This window comes from Tessaracoccus luoxuelianae (genome assembly GCF_055326245.1).
In genome coordinates this window covers 340955-358007 of the sequence record NZ_JBUZNO010000005.1, presented here as the reverse complement: position 1 = coordinate 358007, position 17053 = coordinate 340955, and the positions used below count along the sequence as shown (strand labels likewise).

Below are 17053 nucleotides of genomic sequence, written 5' to 3'. Positions count from 1 at the left end.
TTCACCGGCACCCTCGCCGAGCTGACCCTCGAGGCGTGGGGCCTGAGCCCCGATGACCCCGAGGATGTCGACGAACTGAGGCCCGTCGATGAGCGGCCCGGCCTCACCGTCGCTCAGCTCTACCTTCACGCCGACATCGACGGCACCCTCCTCCACGCCGGGCAGGGCGACACGGGCGGCATCGCCACGCTGCTGGTCCACCTCGGCGATGCGTTGCTCACCGAGGGAGCCGTCGAGCGGGTGCTGACGTTGTCGCGGGGGAACTCCGGTCGGGTGCAGATCCCCGCCGAGTTCGACCAGCTGAAGGCCAAGGCCCTCGCCTGACAGCCCGCTCAGGAAAGCTCGCCGTCGATCGCGACGGCGAGCGCTGAGATCACCGGCCAGGCCCCCTCGGAGCTGTTGCCCAGCACGGTCACCGTCGTCCGGCTGGCGGGGATGTGGGTCGAGCGGAACGAGGCGCCCGCGTCGTAGCCCTCCATCACCAGCGCCGGACCTGTCCGGTGCAGCCAGAACCCCATGCCGTAGCGCATGCCCTCGTCCGGCACGTCGTGGCGGGGCCGGATCATCTGCTCGACGGTGTCGCGCGAGACGATGCGACCCTCCAGCAGGGCCAGCCAGAAGCGGTGCAGGTCGTCGGCGGTGGTGAACGCTCCGCCGTCGCCGTTGCCGAGGATGGGCAGGTGGAGCGTGTTGACGAGGTCTCCGTCGTTGGCGAGGTAGCCGAGCGCGGCGTCGGCGGGGAGTGCGTTGAGGGGGAGAGACCCGGTGGCTTGCAGACCGGCCGGCTCGTAGACCAGCCGGCTCACCACGGCGTGGTACACCTCTCCCGTGACTCGTTCCAGCAGGATCGCGAGCACCATGTAGCCGCCGTTGCAGTAGGCGAACCGCTCTCCGGGAGCAAACTTCGTCGGGTGGCCCTCAAGCATCGGCAGGAACGCCTCGGCTGTGGTGAGCGTGTGGACAGGGATGGTGAGGATGAAATCGTCGACCTCCCACTCTCCGTCCTCGTCCAGGTAGTCACCGATCCCCGATGTGTGGGTGAGGAGGTGCTCGACCGTAACGGCGTCGTCGATGAGCGGAAGGTCCTCCCCGAGTAGATCCCGGACCGGCTGGTCGAGCCGGAGCGCGCCGTCCTCGACGAGGCGCATCACCGCCAGCGCGGTGAACGCCTTGCTGCCGCTGGCTACGGCGATTCTGGCCTGGGGCACCATCGGCACCCCGAAGGCGCGGTGCATGAACCCTTCGCAGCGCTCGAGGACGCGCCGGCCTGCCACGTCTATGGTGATGACCCCAGTGAACGCATTCTTGGCGACGGCGTCGTCGAGGGCGTGTGGATCGACCTGCATGTCTGCCCCCTGGGGAGTGCGGTGTGAGTATCGATTGTCCGCCAGGTAACGCGCCGCCGGGGGTGATCGAGCCGATCGCCCGCGAGGAGACACGAACGTCACGGTGCCGGCGCCGAGCCCTGCCCCGCGGTGGTGGGGCCGGGCGCCGGCGGCATCCTTGACCGGGTCATGGGCAACTGTGCTGACCACTAGTGCGGGGAGATGGTCAGCAGTATTGCGGCATTTCCGGCGTAGACGACGAGCATCAGCGCCGCGTCGCCCGCCAGCAGGAACCGCTTGCCGCGTGCCGACGGGTAGGTCAGCCCGATGATTGCGATCGCCGACATCGCGATGGTGGTCAACACCGTGAAGAGGTGGCTCGGTGAAGCGTCGGCGAGTAGGAGCCCGTCGGTGTAGGCCACGTCGTCGATCGCCAGGATGAGGATGTTGAACAGGTTCGAGCCGAGGATGTTGCCGACCGCCAGGTCGATTGCGCCCATCCGAATCGCTGCCAGGGAGACGGCCAGCTCTGGCAGCGACGTCGACAGCGCCACGAAGACGGTTCCGACGAAGGACTCCTCCAATCCCGACATCCGGGCGATCGCTTCGGCCGCGGGCGGCAGCAGGATGGCTGCCACGACGACGATCCCGGCATGGAGTGAGTAGCGGGCGGCGACCTGACGTAGTCCGAGCCCTGCCGTGACGGCGTCGCCGGGGGAGAGGTTCTCGTCGAGCGGTGGCTGAACGCTGGGGTCCGGGGGGAGGCCTCGCCCGTTGCGGAAGATGAGCCGCACCGAACCCAGGTACAGGAAGAGGAACACCAGCGATGAGAGCCCGATCCAGGGAGTGAGCGGCAGCGAGTCGTCGACCAGCAGTCCGACGCCGACGGTGGCGAGGAGCACGATCCCGAGAGCGGCGGCCATGACATGCGACGGGGAGGCGAGGGCGAAGAGCCTCCGGCGGGCCGGCACGAAGGCGTCCAGGCTGGCCAGGATGAGAAGGTTGATGGCGCAGCTGCCGAGAACGTCGCCTACGGCCAGGTCGGCCGACCCGACCAGGGCCGACGAGCTGACGCCGACGACGAGCTCGGGCAGGGACGTGACCGATGCCATGAGGATCAGGCCCACCCACGCGCTGCCCCAGCCGCTCAGCTGGGCGATGCGCTCGCCGTAGCGCGACAGCCGTCCGCCGGCGAAGAAGATCGCGGCGGCACAGGCCACGAAGGCCAGAACGGCGACAAGGTCGGACACGGTGCACCCACGTCTCTGTGTGGGGTTGACGCTACTCCCAGAGCGCCGCAGCGTCCGGAAGAATGAGCCCTCTTGTGTCCTAATCCTATTAGGGATACCTTTTGGCATAAGGAGGATTCATGGATACGAGCACGGAGCGTCGGCAACGGCGGCACGGCGAGACCCGCGACGAGATCGTCGCGATCGCCGTCCGGCTGATGGGCGAACATGGGGTCGGGGGGCTGTCGCTGGGGGAAGTGGCCCGACGACTCGGCGTGCGCACCCCGTCGCTCTACACCTACTTCGACTCCAAAAACGCCCTCTACGACGAGCTCTTCCGCCGGGGATGGCAGGCGTGCCACGACACCGTCGCCAGCCACCGCGACAGGCTCGGGCCCGCGACCACCGAGACCGACCCGGTCAGCCGCGCCATCGAGTTGGAGGGGACCTTCGTCCGCTGGGCCCTGGAGAACGCCGAGCTCAGCCACCTCATGATGACCCGCCCCGTCCCCGCCTGGGAGCCGAGCCCCGAGGCGTATGCGCCGTCGGTGGCCCTGTTCACGATGCTCGGCGACGACCTGCGCGGCTTCCGCGACCTCGGCCTGCTCAACCCCACCGTCGACCTCGACGAGCTGTCCCAGAACCTGGCCAACGCCGCCACGGGGGTGATCGTCCGCCAGCTGTCCAACGAGCCCGGCGTCGCCTACGAGGACGGCACCGCCTCCCGGCACTTCCCAGCGCTCGTGCGGGCGCTGATCACCGCCCATCTCCCCGATAGGACCTGCCATGCGAGCCACCACTAGCACCACCGCCTCCGGCCACCCCTCGACGAAGGATCAGACCATGCGTGCCATCGACATCCCGCTCCCCGGCCCCGGCGACGGCCTTCGCGTGGGCCGGGCCCAGCATCTGCGCCTGATCGACGAGGTGCGCGACCTCACCCCGGAGCAGTGGGACACCGTCACCGAGTGCCCCGCCTGGACGGTGCGCGACATGGTTGGCCACGTCGCCTCAGCGGCACGGTTCCCGGGCAACCCGCTGCTGTTCCTCGTCGACGCTCAGATCGGGCGGTTCCGCTACCGCGGTCGCAGCTCCCTGGACGCCGCCAACGAGGTGGGCATCGACAGGCACCACTCCCTCTCCACAGCTGAGCTGCTGGAGCTGCTTCGACGGCGGGCCATGTCGGGCCGCGACACCCCCGGCTGGATGCGCCGTCGGCTGACGAACGACGCCGCACTGCCGTCGTACACCACGATCGGATGGTTCGTCGACACCATCCTCACCCGCGACACCTGGCTGCACCGCCAGGACATCGGACGAGCGGTGGGGCGGGAGCCGGTGTCGGACCCCACGGACGCGGAGGTGGTGGAGCAGGTCATCCGCGACCTCGGACTCTCGTGGACCGGCCCTGCCGTCCACCTGCGCCTCACCGGCCCCGAAGGGGGAGCGTGGGACCTGGGGGAGGGGGAGGGGCCCGCCGTCGAGGTGCCCGCGGTGGAGTTCATGCGGCACCTCTCCGGACGGACGGCGGAGGACAGCCTGTTCGACGGCGTCGCCGTCGACCTCCGTCCGTCCCTCGAGGCGGCCCGGGTCGTCTTCTGACGCCCACCTCCCCGTGCACGACACGCCGCCTGTCCCAGCCCTCGACGTGACCACGGACACCGAGGTGGCACCGCGACGGCGTGTCGTGCACGCCTGGGGCCACCCAGCGGCAGCGGAAGACGCAGCGGAAGACGCAGAGGGAGAGGCGGCGGAGGCGCAGCGGAAGACGAGGGGCGAAGCGCGCTGCGAAACTGCCCATTGCCGCGACATGGTGGCGGGTACAGCTTGACGCCATGAACCGCAGGGGGATCCGTGGCGTTGTGGCCACGCTGGCGACGCTGGTCGTCTCACTCACCATCGTCGCGGGCGGCGTCGACGCCGCGGCCAAGCGCCCGGCGCCGAGCCCATCGCCGACCAACGAGCCGTCTCCGACGTCCCCGCCGCCGGCCCAGCCCGTCTACGTCGCCCTCGGGGACAGCTACGCGGCCGGCGTCGGCGGAGGGAGCTACATCCAGGACGGCAGGGACTGCTACCGCACGCTCAAGGGCTACCCGGGCTTGATTGCGCAGGAGAAGGGCTACGCCCTTGATCTCCAGGCATGCTCAGGGGCGGACATCGACGATGTGACGGCGGAGCAGCTAGAGACTGACTACCTGGCGGTGGCTGACTACGTGTCGATCACGGTGGGCGGCAACGACGTCGGGTTCGCATCGGTGCTCACCACCTGCATCGGGACCAACGAATCCGCCTGCATCACTGCCGTCGACGACGCCGTCGACGCGGCGAACGCGCTTCCGTCGCGGCTGGTGCTGCTGTTCACCCAGATCAGGGAGGCCGCCCCCGACGCGACCATCGTGGCAACCGCCTATCCCCGGCTGCTCAGCGCCACCAAAGCCGACTGCAGTTGGATCACCACAGTGTCGGTCCGCGAGCGCGACGCGCTCAACTCCGGGGCGGCCACCCTCGCCGGAGTGATCTCCAAAGCTGCTGACGATGCCGGGATCGGTTACGCCGATGTGCTTCCAGACTTCCTGGGCCATGGCGTGTGCGACTCCTCCGCGTGGATCTACAACGCGTCGCTGTTCCCGACCTATCTGTCGTATCACCCCACGGCCACTGGCTACCTGTCCGGCTACAAGCCCGCCGTGGCCACGGCTCTCGGCACGAGCACGGCACCCACCGGGACCGCTATCACGCTGACCCTCGGCGGCGAGACGTCCAGTGACACCAACCGTGGCACAGTGAAGATCCCGAAGTCCCAGAAGGACTGACCCACACCGATCAACCACCGCCCCGGCCCGCCAGCTCACCGCTGGCTGGCCGGGGCGTCGTCGTCCTACCTGCCCTCCACCGCAGGACGGGTTCGGGCGCGTCGATTCCGGAGCGGCGTCCGGCCGTCGCATCCGGCACGGAGCGCTCCACGTTGCCGACGCGAGTCTTGCCAGTCAAAGGCGGCGGATCTGGTCGCGTAGTCGATACCAGAAGTGCCACTGGGATTTCCGGGGTCAAGGCCCACCTGAGGTTTCAGGAACGGGGGACCGTGACCGACGAGGAACGCACCACGAGGGTGCTCGGGACCACCACCGCCGCGGGGGGCAGGTCAGGCTCCGCGAGTCGCCTGAGGATCGCCTCCCCGCACGCGATGCCGGCGTCGTGTCCGTGGCTGTCCACCGTAGTCAGGTCGAGGAAGCGGCTGCGTGCGAGGTGCGAGTTGTCGTAGCCGATGAGCGCGACGTCGCGAGGCACCTCGCGCCCCGCCTCCCTCAACGCGGCGCGCGCGCCGAGGGCCATGGTGTCGTTGGCGGCGAAGACGGCCGTCACCTCAGGGTGCCGGCGCAGCAGCTCCACCGCCCCCGCGTACCCTCCGTCCTCGTTCGTCTCGTTTGAACCGCCGGCATAGAGCGGATCCTCATCCTCCGCCGCCATAGCCTCCAGGTAGGTCGCCAGGCGCGCGCCGGCGGCGCCGCCAGCCCCCGTGACGTGTCCGATCCGGCGGTGCCCTCCCGAGCGCAGGTGCTCCATGAGTTGGTGGACGCCGTGGCGCTGGTCGCTCTCAACGGTGTCGGCGCCGTCGATGCCGTGCAGGCGGGTGCCCTCGAGCACGGTCGGTACGCCGAGCGCCGGAAGGTCGCGTCCGGGCTCGGCCGCGATCACCAGCGCGTCCACCTGGCTGTCGAGGAACCCGTCGACGGCATTGATCAGCTCGTCGCCGTCGCGGTAGTGCTCCCGGATGGCGACATGGAACCCCTGCGGCCCGAGGAGAGTGCGCAGGCCGCGCAGCAGCTCGACGAACGAGGGGTTCTGGAAGTCGTCGATGACCAGGCCCACGGTGCGGGTGCGGTCCGCCGCGAGCGCGGAGGCGGCATGGCTGCGCCGGTATCCCAGCGTGGCGATGGCCTCGTGGACGGCCTGCCGCTTGGCGTCGGCCACCAGGGGCGAATCGTTGAGCACGAGCGACACCAGCGACTTGGACACGCCAGCCTCGCGGGCGACGTCGTAGATGGTTGGCCGGGAGGGCCGTCGACGAGGTGACATGGCGCACCTCCTTCCACGATGACCGAGGGTAACGCAGCCATTGACAGGACAAGTGCTGTCGATCTATTGTAAAGCCACTTGGACCGCTCCAAGTACATATCGAGGAGGATGAATGACCATCGGCATCGCCGTCATCGGAGCCGGCATGGCGGGGAAGTCGCACGCCGCCGCCTACCGTGTCGCGCCCACCCTGTATCGGCCCACGCTGCCCGACCTGCGCTACGTCTCCATCTGTGACGTCAACGCCGAGGTCGGCGAGGCCACCGCCCGCCGCTACGGCTACGAACGTTGCGACACCGACTGGCGCGCCATCGCCGCCGACCCCGACATCCACGTCGTCAGCGTCGTCATCGCCAACAGCCTGCACCTCGAGGTGGTCAAGGGCCTGCTCGAGGCCGGCAAGCACGCCCTGTGCGAGAAGCCGCTGGCCGACACGCTCGAGTCCGCCCGCGAGATGGCGCGGCTGGCCCGCGAGGCGTCGTCGATCGCCCGCATCGGGCTCACGTATGTCCGGCAGCCCGGCATCGCCGCTATCCGGAACTGGATCCAGGACGGGACGCTGGGCAAGGTGCTGCACCTCTCGGCGCGGTACTGGTGTGACTACGCGTGCAACCCGAAGGGGCAGATGAGCTGGCGCTACAAGGGCCCCATGGGGTCGGGCGCGCTCGCCGACGTCGGCAGCCACCTCACTTATCTGTCGGAGTTCCTCTGCGGCGGCATGACCGCCGTCTCCGGCGCAGCCTTCACCACCGCCATCACGGAGCGTCCGCTCCCGCTGGGCACCGTCGTCGGGCACGGCCAGGTCGAGGTGTCGAGCGAGACCGAGCCGGTGGAGAACGACGACTACGCCACGTTCACGGCGAAGTTCGGCGAGACGACGGCGAGCCTGGAGGCCTCGCGCGTCGCCGCCGGCTACCCCAACGGCCTGAACTTCGAGGTCTTCTGCGAGAACGGCGCGGCGAGCTTCCACCAGGACACCCCGTCGCAGGTGCGGCTCTACCGCCACGACGACCAGCCGGGCACCAACGGCTACCGGACCGTCAACCTAGGCGCCGACCATCCCTACGTCGCCGGTGGCATGGCTATCGACGTGGCGGGTGTCGGCTTCGGCCAGAACGAGGGCTTCGCGTTCCAGGCCCGAGCCTTCCTGGAAGAGGTCGCCGGCATCCCCGAGGCCGACTCCCTTCCCCGCAACGCCTCGTTTGACGAAGGCGTCCACAACATGGAAATTCTTGCCGCCGTCGCTGAGTCGGCTGCCAACAACGGAAAGACGGTGACCCTGTGAAGCTCGGTGTCTACAACGCAGTCCTGTACGACCGCCCCCTCGAGGATGCGCTCGCGGTGATCGGAGGTCTCGGCCTCACCGGCATCGAGATCAACTCCGGCGGCTTTCTGCCCCCGGTCCACATCCCCAACATCGACGAGATCGCCACCAGCCCCGCGGCGGCCACGGAGTACCTGAAGAAGTTTGAGGGCACCGGCGTGGAGATCGCGGGCCTCAACTGCAACGGGAACCCGCTGCATCCGAACGCGGAGATCGCCGAGAAGCACGCCCAGGACATCCGCCTCTCGATCCGTGCGGCCGCGGCGCTCGGCCAGACCCGCGTCGTCACCATGTCCGGCCTGCCCGGCGGCGAGCCCGGCACCAAGTACCCCAACTGGATCGTCAACGCCTGGAACTCCGCGGCGCTCGACGTCCTCGACTACCAGTGGGAGATCGCCGCGCCGTTCTGGAGCGAGATGGACCAGTTCGCCAAGGACCACGGGGTGAAGGTGGCCCTCGAACTGCACCCCCAGAACCTTGTTTTCAACGCCCGCGACGTCAAGAAGCTGATCGAGCTGACCGGAGCTACCCACATCGGCGTCGAGATGGACGCCTCGCACCTGTTCTGGCAGCAGGCCGACCCGATCGCCGTCGTCCGTGAGCTGGGTCCCCTGATCTTCCATGCCGCGGCCAAGGACGTGCGGATCAACCCGGACGCGCGGCTCAACGGTGTCCTGGACAACGGCTTCCGCCGCATGGGTGCGGACGAGGCACGCGTCAACCTCGGCGGCGACGAGTGGGCCAACGAGTGGCCGAAGGACTCCTCCTGGGACTTCGTCGCCCTGGGCAAGGGTCACGACACCGCCTACTGGACCGAGTTCATCCGCGCGCTGCACGAGGTGGACCCCGACATGTGCCTGAACATCGAGCACGAGGACACCGAGCTGGGCCGGATCGAGGGCCTAGAGGTGGCCGCCAAGGTCCTCACCGACGCGTGGGCTGCCTTCAAGGCCTGACACAGCCGTCCATCGGCCCGCAATCGAGGGTGAGTACCGGCTCCAGAGCAACGCCCCACCTGCTCGTCGGGGGACATCACCCCCGACGAGAGCTGGGCCTGAGTCAGGGGGACGGCAACCGCAGCTCGAAGACGCAGCCAGGCCCAGCGTTCCTCGCCGTCGCCGTCCCGCCGTGGGCCTCGGCCACGCCCCGCGCGATGGCGAGGCCGAGACCTGCGCCCGCGCCATCTCCGGGGCCGCGGTCCTCGCTGCCTCTCCACCCCGGCTCGAACAGGTGCGGCAGGTGGTCGACGGGGATGCCGCCGCACCCGTCGGCCACCTGGACCGACGCCCACCCGTCGGCCTCGCGCACGGTCACGGCCACCTCGCCTCCCGACGGGGTGTGCCGGATCCCGTTGGCGACGAGGTTGGACACGGCCCGCGACACCTCCCTGGCGTCGGCGCTCACGGGCGCGGACTGCTCGGCCTCCCCGGTCAACCTGACCCCGGACCGGTCGGCGACCGGCCTGGCCTGCTCCAGCACCCCGGAGACCAGATCGCGGAGGGAGACGTCCTCCCGGCGCAGCCGGCCGACCGGGCTCTGCAGCCGGGACAGGGCGATCAGGTCATCGACCATGGCGTCCAGGCGCATGGCCTCGCCGTGCAGCCGCGCGAGGTACGCCGCGGGATCAGGGGCCACCCCGTCCTGCAGGGCCTCAGTGATCGCGGTCATCCCGGCGAGCGGCGTCCGAAGGTCGTGGGACATCCACGACACCAGCTCCCGCCGCCTCAACTCGACCTGACGGTCGCGCTCGAGCGCCGCCTCGCGCAGGGTGATGGACCGGTCCCGGGAGCCGAGCTGCCGCGACAGCACCAGGCCGACGACGAGGGCCATCGGCGCCGCGCCCGCCAGGACGAGCTGGATGGTCGCCGCGGCCGAGTCGCTGATGGCCATCGTCTGCACGCTCGCGGCCACGCCGGCCGCCAGCGAGACCACCACCACGATCGGGGCAGCCACCGCGGCCAGCCGGATCGACCGGCGCGCGATCAGCATCACGACGGCGGTGCCGAGCGCCCCCACGGCTGCCGCCACCAGGGCGGAGGTCAGGACCGGGTTCATCGCGGCGCCGCCCCGCCCATGCCCGGCTCCCAGCGGTAGCCGACCCCGAACACGGTGACCAGTCGGACGGGGCTTCCGGGGTCTGCCTCGATCTTCTCCCGAAGCCTGCGGACGTGGACGGTCACCGTCGACGCGTCGCCGAACTCCCAGTCCCAGACCTCGCGCATGAGCTCCTCGCGGCCTGCCGCGCGCCCGGGATGTGCCAGGAACCAGGCCAGCAGCTCGAACTCGCGCGACGTCAGGGACAGGGCGCGTCCCCCGAGCAGGGCGCGGTGGGCAGACCGGTCCACGACGATGTCGCCGTCGGTGAGCGCCTCGGGGGCCGACGGCCTCGGGACGGATCCGGGCGCGGCGCGGCGCATCAACGACTGCGCGCGCAGCACGAGTTCACGGGGGCTGAAGGGCTTGCTGACGTAGTCGTCCGCACCGACCTGGAGGCCGAGGATGCGGTCCTCCTCGTCGCCGCGGGCGGTCAGCATGATGATCGGCAGGTCCGCGCGGGCGAGCCGGAGCCGTCAGCACAGCTCCAGGCCGTCCATCCCCGGCAGCATGAGGTCGAGGATCGCGAGGGCGGGCGGCGCCTCGGCGGCCATGGCCAGGGCCGCCTCGCCTGACGTCGTGTGCCTGACGCGCAGCCCGGCCCGCCCCAGGTAGAGCCCGAGCACCTCGGCCACGGTGGGGTCGTCCTCGACCACGAGCACGTCCGTCATATCGCCATCGTAGGGGGGCCCGGACCGGCCGCCGGAGGCGCCGGCCAGGGCGTTACATCCCCGTAAGGACGAGGTAAGCGCTGCGTCATGGAGTCCCGCGGCGCTCAGGAGTTGACTTCGAGGCACCGGCAACAAGGCCGGGGACCAACCGAAAGGTTCTGCCATGAAGACCTTCACCCGCCTCGCCGCAGCCGCCATCGTCGCGAGCGCCGCCGTCGCTGTCCCGCTCACCTCCCACGCCGGGGTCACCGGCCCGGCGTTCTACGTCGACGGCGTGATGTACCGAACCGTCGCCACCCCCACCGACCTCTCGGGGACCGGCGCACCGGCCCACTCCTGGGACACCATCTACAGCTTCGGCTCGGCGCAGCCCAGCGTGGCGACGGCGGCCCCCGGCGACCCCGGCTACAACGGGGGACGCTGGATGGTCCACGCCCTCAGGTTCCCGAACGGGTACGACGCGGTGATCGCGTCCTCTGACCTCGACGGCGACGGGGTGATCGACAGCGCGGCCGAGGTGGACATGGCGTTGATGGCCGGTGACGCCGTCGACGAGGGCGTCGTGAAGTACTTCGTCTGCCCCGTCATCAAGGTCCCCGCGAGTCGCTGAGCGGCATGGCCCGTCCCCTGCCGATCCCTGAGGAGATCGCCGCGCGGAGCGCCGGTGATCGTTCCCACCGCTCCCTGAGGAGATCGCCGCGCGGAGCGCCGGTGATCGTTCCCACCGCTCCCTGAGGAGATCGCCGCGCGGAGCGCCGGGGATCGTCTCGAAGGGTTGTGTCGCGACATGTTGCATCGACTGCTGGAAGGTGGGGGATACGACCCTTCGAGACGGCCGACGGTCGCTTCGCGACGTCGGCCTCCTCAGGGATCGATCGGGCGCCCGCGGGAGGGGATTATCGCAGGGAGGCGCGGACGTCGGCGCCCTTGAAGGGCTTGCCGAACAGCGGTGAGAGCAGGCACACGTCCGCCACGCCCACAGTCACGAACACCGCGCCCAGGATGCCGAGCACCCACGCCCACACCCCGCCGACGATCAACCCCGCGACCAGCAGCACGACACCGATGGCAGCGCGGGTGATGCGGCCTGCGGTTGAGGACAAGAACTCGATCATGTGAAGGCTCCTTCGTTCGGAATCTCCAGCATATACCCCCCCGGGTATCGCGGGTCGAGGCCCAACCACCGCCTGGGGGCAGCGCCGCTGCCACTGACCGCGGGGTGCGTTCAGGGGCGCGATTCCGACGGGGTGGCGAGGCCGCGGCGCCGTCGGATCCGCCGCGACATTGCTGTGAAGGCCGTGTCCGCGAGCATCCCGACGATCAGGATGACGATCATGTACGCCATCAGCCCGGTGGCGTCACCGAACTCCTGCGCCGACGACAGCCGGTTGCCCAGGGCGAGCGAGCCCGGGATGACCACGAGCAGCTCACCAGCCATCAGGGATCGCCACGCGAACGCCCAGCCCTGGCTGAGCCCCGCGACATACGACGGCAGCGCCGCCGGGATGATGATGTGCCGGTAGAGCGTCCAGCCGTTCGCGCCGAGCACGTCGCCGAGCTTGTGGTAGGCGGGCGGCACCTGGTCCACGCCGGTGAGGACGCCGTTGGCGATGCTGGGTGCCGCGCCGAGCACGACGACGAACATGATCGCCTGCTCGCCCAGACCCAGCAGCAGGATCGCCAGCGGGAACCACACCACCGACGGCATCGTCTGCAGGCCGGTGACCAGCGACCCGATGGCCGAGCGCAGCAGCCGCGACTTCGCCGTCGCCAGCCCGATGGCGGTGCCGATGGCCAGCGCAAGGGCGAAGCCCAGCACCGCGCGGGTCAGCGTCCGGCCGAGCGCCTGCCAGAACTGCGGGTCGGCGGCCAGTCGTGCGAGCTCACCGAGGACGACGAGGGGGCCCGGAAGGAGGTAGTCGGGCTTCCAGCCGGTCCACACCACCACCTGCCACAGCGCGAGGAAGAACAAGGTGGCCAGCAGGATGGGGAGGGCGCGCCGCCACCGAGGCAGCGCCTTGCGCTCGACGGGGGCGCCGGCCGGGGCGTCGTCGATGGGCTCGAGGGGGTCCGTGGCGGAGGAATCAGATCTCGAAGTAGTCGGCCTCGTCATGGCGCGCCACCTCCTCGCGGAGTCGTTGGGTGAGGTCCGCGGCCAACGCGACGCACGCCGCGGACTCCATGGCCCGGGGCCGGGGGAGCTGGATGCGCTGCTCGTGGATGATCCGCCCCGGCCGCGACCCCATCAGGATGGTGCGGTCCGACAGTCGCACCGCCTCGCGTACGTTGTGGGTGACGAACACCACGCTGAAGCCGGCGTCGAGCCAGACGTCCTCGATGAGGTCGTGCATCTGGTCTCGGGTCATCGCGTCGAGGGCGCCGAGCGGCTCGTCCATGAGCACGACGGCGGCGTCCTGCGCCAGCACCCGCGCCAGCGCCACGCGCTGCCGCATGCCGCCGCTCATCTCGTGCGGACGCTTGTCCAGGTGGCGACCCAGGCGCACCTTCCCGAGGAGCTGACGGGCGAGGGCGGCGCGTTCGCCCTTGTCAACGCCGCGCAGCTGGAGCGCGAGCTCCACGTTGCCGGCAGCGGTGAGCCACGGCAACAGCGTGGACTCCTGGAACATCAGGGCCACCTTGCCGCCGGCGTCGATGGTGCCCGACGTGGGGGTCTCCAGGCCCGCGGCCAGCGTGAGCATCGTCGACTTGCCGCAGCCTGAGCCGCCGACGAGGGCGACGAACTCGCCTGGCTCCACGTCGAGGTCCAGGCCGCCGAGGGCCGTGACGCGCTGCTCGCCGTGCCCGAAGGACTTGGTCACGCCCCGGAGCCGGAGGCCCCCGGCGGGCGCTGTCGCGGTCACGAGACAACCTCGGCCATGCCGCGGGCGTCCAGCGCCTCGTTCAGAACGGTCAGGTCCCACAGGCGGGCGAAGTCGTCGTTTGGCTTGTCCGGCAGCAGGCCAACGGCGTCGGCGTGGGCGGCGGCGGCCCGGAGCGGGTCGGCAAGCGGCTCGACGGTGAACTCGAGCGTCTCCCAGGAGGCGCGGAGCGTCTCCGGGTCCATCACCTGCCCGGTCAGGGCCGTGATCTGGGCGGCGACGGTGTCGCGCGCGGCGGCCGGGTCCTCGTCGATCATGGCGATGGCATCGAGGTGGGCGTCGAGGAAGGCGCGCAGCAGGTCCGGCCGCTCCTCGACGAACCGCGGATTGGCGATCACGGTGGTGGAGACGAACAGGCCCTCGGGCCAGAGGTCCCGCTCGTCGACGAGCACCACCCCGCCTGCCTCGACCAACCGGGTGGCGAAGGGCTCGGGCAGCCAGCCGCCGTCGATCCCGCCGGCCGTGAAGGCCTGCACGGCGGCGGAGTTGGGCTGGGGGAGCACGCTCACGTCGCCCCCGCCGTCGTCGGTGGCCGTGAGGCCCTGGGTGCCGAGCCAGTGCCTCAGCGCGATGTCCTGCGTGTTTCCGAGTTGCGGGGTGGCCAGCCGCTTCCCGCGGAGGTCCTCCGGGGACTCGATGCCCGCACGGACCACCAGCGACGCGCCGCCGGAGCTGGAGCCGGCGATGACGCGCACGGCCTCGCCACGCGACTGCAGGTAGGCCGTGACGGTGGGGTTGGGGCCCATGTAGGCCACGTCGACGGAGCCGGCGAGCACCGCCTGGAGCGCCTCAGGTCCCGCCCGGAACGACTGCGTGGATGCGGTGGCCCCGGCCTGTGCCAGCCGGGCGTCGAAGAGGCCCGCGCCGTCGGCGATGAGCGCGGGCGCGTGGGTGACGTTGGCGAAGTATCCGATGGTGACGGTGTCGTCGGCGTAGGCGGTGGAGGCGCAGCCGGCCAGCAGCCCGCACGCCGTCAGCAGGCCGACGGCGGCAGCCGTCCGCCGCGACAGCCGGGTGCTGCGGTGGGCCATGGGGTCTCCTGGTGAGCGGGTTACAAGGAAGCTAAGCGCCCCCACAGGCGCAGTCAACGCGCCCCCCCTTGGTGAGACGGGCCCTGAGCGTGGGGGAGCGCGGTCTTTCGCTGACTGCTGAACACGGGAATATCTGGCTGTGGCCCACGCTCGGGCGGTCCGCTCCGACGCCGCCGATGTCGGCCCCGCCGTCGGCGCCGGGTACCCTCGACCGAGATGTTTTCCACCCTGAGCGCCCCCGCGCGCGCCCGCCTGCCCCGCCTCGCCCCGCGAATGAGCCGCGGAGGTGCCCCGTGGTGAGCCCGGCGGAGGTGTCCGCGCAGGCGGCCCGCCGTCGCACGATCGCCGTCATCAGCCACCCGGACGCGGGCAAGTCCACGCTCACGGAGGCACTTCTCCTCCACGCCCGGGCGATCGGGCAGGCCGGCGTCGTGCACGGCAAGGCCGGCCGCCAGGGCACTGTGTCCGACTGGATGGATATGGAGAAGGACCGCGGCATCTCGATCAGCTCGTCGGCGCTGCAGTTCCCCTACCGCGACTGCATCATCAACCTCGTCGACACCCCCGGCCACGCCGACTTCTCCGAGGACACCTACCGAGTCCTCACCGCCGTCGACAGCGCGATCATGCTGCTCGACGCGGCGAAGGGCATGGAGACCCAGACCATGAAGCTCTTCGAGGTGTGCCGCTCGCGCCGCATCCCGATCATCACCGTCATCAACAAATGGGACCGCCCCGGCCACGAGGCGCTGGCGCTGCTCGACGAGATCGAGAAGCGCACCGGCATGGTGCCCACGCCGTGGACCTGGCCTGTGGGTGTCGCGGGCGACTTCCACGGCGTGATCGAGCAGTGGAGCGACGAGTTCGTCCGGTTCACGCGCACCCCCGGCGGCAGCACCAAGGCCATCGAGGAGCGCTTCACCGCCGACGCGGTGGGGGAGCGTGACCGGGCGGACTTCGACGCCGCCCGCGAGGAGCTGGACCTGCTCGCCGCGGACGGCTACGTCCACGACCAGGAGTTGTTCCTGGCGCAGGCCACCACCCCCGTGCTGTTCACGGCCGCCGTGTCCAACTTCGGCGTCGGGCACCTGCTCGACGTGGTGGCCGACATGGCCCCGTCGCCCACCGCCAGGCGCGACGTGGAGGGCCAGCCGCGCGCCGTCGAGGCGTCGTTCAGCGCCCAGGTGTTCAAGGTGCAGGCCGGCATGGACCGCGCCCACCGCGACAGGCTCGCGTTCGCGCGGGTGTGCTCTGGGGTGTTCTATCGCGGCGACGTGATCACGCACGCCGCGACGGGCAGGTCCTTCACGACGAAATACGTCAGCAGCGTCTTCGGGCGGGACCGGGAGACGGTGGAGGAGGCGTTCCCGGGCGACATCATCGGCCTCGTCAACGCAGGCACCCTGCGGGCCGGGGACACCCTGTACGGCGAGGACCCCGTCGACTACCCGCCCATCCCGTCGTTCGCGCCCGAGCATTTCCGGGTGGTGCGCGCCGCCGACCCGTCGAAGCACAAGCAGTTCCAGAAGGGGATCGAGCAGCTGGACCAGGAGGGCGTGGTGCAGGTGCTGGACTCGGAGTCGAGGTCGCGGCAGACGCCGATCCTGGCCGCGGTGGGACCGATGCAGTTCGAGGTGGCCAGCCACCGGATGGAGCACGAGTTCAACGCGCCGGTGCGCTTCGATCAGCTCCCCTACACGCTTGCGCTTCGCGCCAAGGCGGACGACCTCCGAGACATCAACTCGGTGACCGGAGTGGAGGGCGTGGAGCGTCGCCAGGATGGGGCGTCGCTCGCCCTGTTGACGGGGAAGTGGCAGGTGTCGACGTTCCGGCGCCTGCATCCCCACGTGGTTCTGGAGTCCATCAGCACGGACGTCGAGGACACCCTCCCGTCCGCCTAGCGTCCCATCGCTCCCTGAGGAGGGCCGCCCGAGGAGCGGCGTGGCCGTCTTTCGCTCCCTGAGGAGGGCCGCCCGAGGAGCGGCGTGGCCGTCTTTCGCTCCCTGAGGAGGGTCGACCGCGTAACGGCGTCGGTCCATTTTCGCTCCCTGAGGAGGCGCGCCGCCGAAGGCGCGGGTGCCGTCTCGAAGGGTCGTGACTACCACCTTCACGCAGTTCTTGTGGTCGGGTGCGGTGAGGCGTGAGTCGATGCCCGGGCGGCCGTTGTCCATGCTCTGGAGGTCGTCGCGGCCGGGGTCTGTGGTCGGGTTGCTAGGCCGCCCGGGCATCGCCCCCGTCTCCCCGCACTCGGTCCTCCTGTGGCGCTGTCTGTCCGGGTGTGGGCCGGCAGGGCGGCGTTGGGGCTGGGTCTGCTTGGGCGGGATGCCGGTTGGGTGATCGTCGGGTTGGGCACCGCTGCGCAGTGCCGCCCTGACGTCCCCCACCCTCGCTGGCAGGTCCGGGTTCTCGACCCGTCGAGACCG

At 70.4% G+C, this 17053-nt stretch carries 16 protein-coding genes and 1 pseudogene; 8 read left to right on the top strand and 9 right to left on the bottom strand.

Annotated elements, in window-relative coordinates:
- A partial coding sequence (locus ACZK39_RS09935) for a hypothetical protein (protein WP_463613221.1) occupies positions 1–324 on the top strand: 324 nt, incomplete at its 5' end.
- An 8-nt stretch (positions 325–332) separates the two neighbouring features.
- On the opposite strand, the gene ACZK39_RS09930 is transcribed toward ACZK39_RS09935, so the two are convergent.
- Both ACZK39_RS09930 and ACZK39_RS09925 read right to left on the bottom strand, forming a co-directional pair.
- The gene (locus ACZK39_RS09930; protein ID WP_463612905.1) at positions 333–1346 is read right to left on the bottom strand and encodes a serine hydrolase domain-containing protein; all 1014 of its coding nucleotides are present in this window, start codon (positions 1344–1346) and stop codon (positions 333–335) included.
- 188 nt (positions 1347–1534) lie between these two features.
- A complete protein-coding gene (locus ACZK39_RS09925) occupies positions 1535–2575 on the bottom strand; it encodes a sodium:calcium antiporter (RefSeq protein ID WP_459055632.1) in 1041 nt (346 codons plus the stop codon).
- 119 nt (positions 2576–2694) lie between these two features.
- On the opposite strand from ACZK39_RS09925, the gene ACZK39_RS09920 reads away from it, so the two are divergent.
- From ACZK39_RS09920 to ACZK39_RS09910, 3 genes are all read left to right on the top strand, one after another.
- Positions 2695–3357, top strand: coding sequence for a TetR/AcrR family transcriptional regulator (locus ACZK39_RS09920; RefSeq protein WP_459055631.1), 663 nt, complete (start codon positions 2695–2697; stop codon positions 3355–3357).
- On the top strand, positions 3341–4156 hold the full coding sequence (locus ACZK39_RS09915; RefSeq protein WP_463612906.1) for a maleylpyruvate isomerase family mycothiol-dependent enzyme: 816 nt from the start codon (positions 3341–3343) through the stop codon (positions 4154–4156). The genes ACZK39_RS09920 and ACZK39_RS09915 overlap by 17 nt, the downstream gene beginning before the upstream one ends.
- A gap of 233 nt (positions 4157–4389) precedes the next feature.
- Complete coding sequence (locus ACZK39_RS09910; protein WP_463612907.1) at positions 4390–5367, top strand: SGNH/GDSL hydrolase family protein; 978 nt, start codon at positions 4390–4392, stop codon at positions 5365–5367.
- A 253-nt stretch (positions 5368–5620) separates the two neighbouring features.
- Here the strand turns inward: ACZK39_RS09910 and ACZK39_RS09905 are convergent, their stop codons facing one another.
- On the bottom strand, positions 5621–6631 hold the full coding sequence (locus ACZK39_RS09905; protein ID WP_463612908.1) for a LacI family DNA-binding transcriptional regulator: 1011 nt from the start codon (positions 6629–6631) through the stop codon (positions 5621–5623).
- A 112-nt stretch (positions 6632–6743) separates the two neighbouring features.
- Here ACZK39_RS09905 and ACZK39_RS09900 point away from each other — a divergent pair, with 112 nt between their 5' ends.
- Positions 6744–7916 (top strand): Gfo/Idh/MocA family protein, encoded by a 1173-nt coding sequence (locus tag ACZK39_RS09900; protein WP_463612909.1) that lies wholly within the window; start codon positions 6744–6746, stop codon positions 7914–7916.
- Positions 7913–8911 (top strand): sugar phosphate isomerase/epimerase family protein, encoded by a 999-nt coding sequence (locus ACZK39_RS09895; RefSeq protein WP_463612910.1) that lies wholly within the window; start codon positions 7913–7915, stop codon positions 8909–8911. Before ACZK39_RS09900 ends, ACZK39_RS09895 begins: the two co-directional genes overlap by 4 nt.
- Before the next feature lie 103 nt (positions 8912–9014).
- Here the strand turns inward: ACZK39_RS09895 and ACZK39_RS09890 are convergent, their stop codons facing one another.
- Together ACZK39_RS09890 and ACZK39_RS16765 are read right to left on the bottom strand one after the other, a co-directional pair.
- The gene (locus tag ACZK39_RS09890; RefSeq protein ID WP_463612911.1) at positions 9015–10010 is read right to left on the bottom strand and encodes a sensor histidine kinase; all 996 of its coding nucleotides are present in this window, start codon (positions 10008–10010) and stop codon (positions 9015–9017) included.
- Positions 10007–10720 (bottom strand): annotated as a pseudogene (locus ACZK39_RS16765) (response regulator transcription factor). The gene ACZK39_RS09890 and the pseudogene ACZK39_RS16765 overlap by 4 nt, the downstream one beginning before the upstream one ends.
- Before the next feature lie 163 nt (positions 10721–10883).
- Between ACZK39_RS16765 and ACZK39_RS09875 the strand changes: the two are divergent.
- A complete protein-coding gene (locus tag ACZK39_RS09875; protein ID WP_463612912.1) occupies positions 10884–11330 on the top strand; it encodes a hypothetical protein in 447 nt (148 codons plus the stop codon).
- 286 nt (positions 11331–11616) lie between these two features.
- Here ACZK39_RS09875 and ACZK39_RS09870 read toward each other — a convergent pair whose 3' ends face one another.
- The 4 genes from ACZK39_RS09870 to ACZK39_RS09855 form a co-directional block, all read right to left on the bottom strand.
- Positions 11617–11835 carry a YgaP family membrane protein gene (locus tag ACZK39_RS09870; protein WP_463613220.1) on the bottom strand — a complete coding sequence of 73 codons (219 nt, stop codon included), beginning with the start codon at positions 11833–11835 and terminating at the stop codon, positions 11617–11619.
- Between the two features lie 110 nt (positions 11836–11945).
- Positions 11946–12833 (bottom strand): ABC transporter permease, encoded by an 888-nt coding sequence (locus ACZK39_RS09865; protein ID WP_463613219.1) that lies wholly within the window; start codon positions 12831–12833, stop codon positions 11946–11948.
- A complete protein-coding gene (locus tag ACZK39_RS09860) occupies positions 12805–13581 on the bottom strand; it encodes an ABC transporter ATP-binding protein (protein WP_463613218.1) in 777 nt (258 codons plus the stop codon). Before ACZK39_RS09860 ends, ACZK39_RS09865 begins: the two co-directional genes overlap by 29 nt.
- The gene (locus tag ACZK39_RS09855) at positions 13578–14630 is read right to left on the bottom strand and encodes an ABC transporter substrate-binding protein (protein ID WP_463613217.1); all 1053 of its coding nucleotides are present in this window, start codon (positions 14628–14630) and stop codon (positions 13578–13580) included. The genes ACZK39_RS09860 and ACZK39_RS09855 overlap by 4 nt, the downstream gene beginning before the upstream one ends.
- 296 nt (positions 14631–14926) lie before the next feature.
- Here ACZK39_RS09855 and ACZK39_RS09850 point away from each other — a divergent pair, with 296 nt between their 5' ends.
- Complete coding sequence (locus ACZK39_RS09850; RefSeq protein ID WP_463613216.1) at positions 14927–16531, top strand: peptide chain release factor 3; 1605 nt, start codon at positions 14927–14929, stop codon at positions 16529–16531.
- Positions 16532–17053: the final 522 nt, after the last annotated feature.